Origin of the sequence: Micromonospora endophytica (assembly GCF_003236305.1) — a bacterium.
GTDB classification, from domain to species: domain Bacteria; phylum Actinomycetota; class Actinomycetes; order Mycobacteriales; family Micromonosporaceae; genus Micromonospora; species Micromonospora endophytica.
The window spans coordinates 1-3,343 of sequence record NZ_POTX01000398.1; the positions used below are offsets into that span (position 1 = coordinate 1).

2 protein-coding genes and 1 pseudogene are annotated in these 3,343 nt (G+C 71.8%); 2 read left to right on the top strand and 1 reads right to left on the bottom strand.

Annotated features, from left to right (window positions below):
* The first annotated feature begins 60 nt into the window (after positions 1 to 60).
* Both thiD and thiC read left to right on the top strand, forming a co-directional pair.
* Positions 61 to 858, top strand: a complete 798-nt coding sequence (thiD, locus tag C1I93_RS29675; protein ID WP_111246557.1) for a bifunctional hydroxymethylpyrimidine kinase/phosphomethylpyrimidine kinase — start codon at positions 61 to 63, stop codon at positions 856 to 858.
* Positions 859 to 872: 14 nt separating this feature from the next.
* Entirely contained in the window at positions 873 to 2,465 is a 1,593-nt protein-coding gene (gene thiC, locus C1I93_RS29680; RefSeq protein ID WP_111246558.1) for a phosphomethylpyrimidine synthase ThiC, read from the top strand.
* Positions 2,466 to 2,646: 181 nt separating this feature from the next.
* Here thiC and C1I93_RS31845 read toward each other — a convergent pair.
* Positions 2,647 to 3,343: pseudogene (locus C1I93_RS31845) on the bottom strand (hypothetical protein); the annotation flags it as partial.

A 3,343-nucleotide genomic window follows, 5' to 3' on the forward strand; every position in this document is an offset into this window, starting at 1 on the left:
GAGTGGGCACGGTCGGCCGCAGCCCCCCACCGCAACCCCCGCAACCACTGAGGAAGAGAAGTGACCCCAACAACCCCCTCGACCGTGCTCACCGTGGCGGGATCGGATTCCGGTGGCGGTGCCGGCATCCAGGCCGACCTGAAGGTCTTCGCCGCCCTCGGCGCGTACGGCACGAGCGTGCTCACCGCGATCACCGCACAGAACACCCGTGGGGTGGACGCCGTATTGCCGCTGCCCCCGCAGACGGTCACCGACCAGCTCGACAGCGTGCTGTCGGACTTCGCGGTGCGGGCGGTCAAGACCGGGATGCTCGGTACGCCGGCGGTGGCGGGTGCGATCGCGGACGCGGCGGCGGCCGGCCGGCTGCCGCAGTTGGTCGTCGATCCGGTGCTGGTCGCCACCAGTGGGCACCGGCTCGGCGTGGTGGAGGCGGTGGAGCGGCTGCTGCCGTACGCCCGGGTGGCGACGCCGAACAGCGCGGAGGCCGCCGCTCTGACCGGTGCACCGGTGACGAGTGTCGACGAGGCGGTGACGGCCGCGCGGGCGCTGGTGGCCGGCGGGCCGGAATGGGTGGTTGTCACCGGCGGCGACGTGGCGGCCGGGGACGAGGCGGTGGACGTGCTGCACGGTCCGGACGGGACCACCGTGCTGCGCGGGCCGCGGGTGCCGACCCGGCACACCCACGGGACCGGTTGTTCGTTTTCGGCGGCCGTCACCGTGCGGCTGGCGCTGGGGGATCCGGTGCCGGCGGCGGTGGCGGCGGCCAAGGAGTACGTCACCCGCGCGCTGACCGGTGCGCGGGACTGGGAGTTGGGCGCGGGACGCGGCCCGCTGGACCACTTCGGCTGGTCCGCCTGAGCAGGGAGGTTGCCATGCAGGCACGGCGCAAGGTGTATGTCGAGGGAACGCGAGCAGACCTTCAGGTGCCGTTCGCGGAGGTGGAGCTGACCGGGGACAACCCTGCAGTGCGGCTCTACGACACCTCCGGCCCGGGTTCCGAGCCGGAGGTCGGCCTGCCCCCGCTGCGCGGGGCGTGGATCGCCGAGCGGGGCGACGTGGCCCCGGTGCGCGGTGCGGGCACCCCGCTGGGCGGGACGGAGGGGAAACGGCCGACGCAGCTCGCGTACGCCCGGGCCGGAATCGTCACGCCGGAGATGGAGTTCGTGGCGATCCGGGAGGGGATGGCGCCGGAGTTCGTCCGGGACGAGATAGCGGCCGGCCGAGCGGTGCTTCCGCTCAACGTCAACCACCCGGAGTGCGAGCCGGCGATCATCGGCAAGGCGTTCCTGGTCAAGGTCAACGCCAACATCGGCACCTCGGCGGTGAGTTCCTCGGTGGCCGAGGAGGTGGAGAAGCTGACCTGGGCCACCCGGTGGGGGGCGGACACGGTGATGGACCTCTCCACCGGCAAGCGGATCCACGAGACCCGTGAGGCGATCGTGCGCAACTCGCCGGTGCCGATCGGCACGGTGCCGATCTACCAGGCGTTGGAGTCCGTCGGTGGCGACCCGGTGAAGCTGACCTGGGAGGTGTTCCGGGAAACCGTGATCGAGCAGGCCGAGCAGGGCGTGGACTACATGACCGTGCACGCCGGGGTGCTGCTGCCGTACGTGCCGCTGGCGGTGGACCGGGTGACCGGCATCGTGTCGCGCGGCGGGTCGATCATGGCGGCCTGGTGCCTGGCGCACCACGAGGAGAACTTCCTCTACACCAACTTCCGGGAACTCTGCGAGATCCTGGCCCGCTACGACGTGACCTTCTCCCTCGGCGACGGGCTGCGGCCCGGCTCGATCGCGGACGCCAACGACGAGGCCCAGTTCGCCGAGCTGCGGACGCTGGGTGAGCTGACCCGGATCGCCTGGGAGTACGACGTGCAGGTGATGATCGAGGGGCCGGGCCACGTGCCGATGCACAAGATCAAGGAGAATGTGGACCTCCAGCAGGAGTGGTGCCACCAGGCGCCGTTCTACACGCTCGGTCCACTGACCACCGATGTCGCGCCCGCGTACGACCACATCACCTCGGCCATCGGCGCGGCGATGATCGGCATGTTCGGCACCGCGATGCTCTGTTACGTCACGCCCAAGGAACACCTGGGGCTGCCGGATCGTGACGACGTCAAGGCGGGGGTCATCGCGTACAAGATCGCGGCGCACGCGGCGGACCTGGCCAAGGGGCACCCGGGCGCGCAGGCGTGGGACGACGCGCTGTCGAAGGCGCGGTTCGAGTTCCGGTGGGAGGACCAGTTCAACCTCTCGCTGGATCCGGAGACCGCGCGGTCGTATCACGACGCTACGCTGCCCGCCGAACCGGCGAAGACGGCGCACTTCTGCTCGATGTGCGGGCCGAAGTTCTGCTCGATGAAGATCACTCAGGATCTCAAGGAGTACGCGGCCCGCGGGATGAAGGACAAGTCGGAGGAGTTCGTCGCCACCGGCGGCCGGGTCTACCTGCCGCTGGCCTGACCCCGTCCCGTCGCGCGCTCAGGTGCCACCGGGCGCGATCGTGACAGCCGGTGCCCGCCTGCCCGACCACCAGGCACCCACATGCATCCTTTGCTCTGCTTCAACGGACGCAACGGTTTGACCGGAAGTCGGTGGGTGGAGTGAAGCAGAGCAAAGGGTGGGGTGGGTGCTCGGCCTGCCGTCAGCTGCGGTGGTGTCGGCCGTTGGAGCGCAGCGAACGACGCTTTTTCGACGTGGCGTCGTCGTCGGCGCCGCTGAGGCCGGCCACCCAGTCCACGTACTCCTCGTCCTGTGCCGGCAGTGGCTCCTCGCCCTCGGTGCCGGTCGCCTGCGAACGCGACCTGCCACGCCGGAACAGGCCGCGCCGGCCGCCCTTGTCGCGGGGGTCGTCGCCGTCCGGCCGCACCTGTTCGGTGCGGGGAGCGGGCGGCCTGGTGAAGGCGGCGGAGACGTCGCGGACCACAGCCGCCGGGTCGGTGGAGACGCGTGGCTCGGCATCGGCGAACGCCGCCGACAGATCGGGTGCCGTCGTCCCACCCCGGCCGGGTGCCGCGGGCGATCCGCTCGGACCGGGTGCCGCGGGCGATCCGCTCGGATCGGGTGGCGTGGTGGTGCTGGTCAGGTCGGGTGTCGGAAGCTGGCGTCGGGGTCGGGGTGTCGGCTCGGCCGGCGACCTCCCGGCCGTACCACCGGCGGCCGAGGCATCGCGGTCGCTGGTGCCTCGTGCCACCACCGGGATGTCGCTGCCGTCGCCCACCGGCGACGGCTCGGCGGCGGGCTGCCCGGGTGCCTCGCCAGCAGATTGCCCGGCGGGCTCGGCAGTGGGGCGACCGGCGGGCTCGATCTGGGGCTGCGCCGCGGGCTCGGCGGGTGAGGGT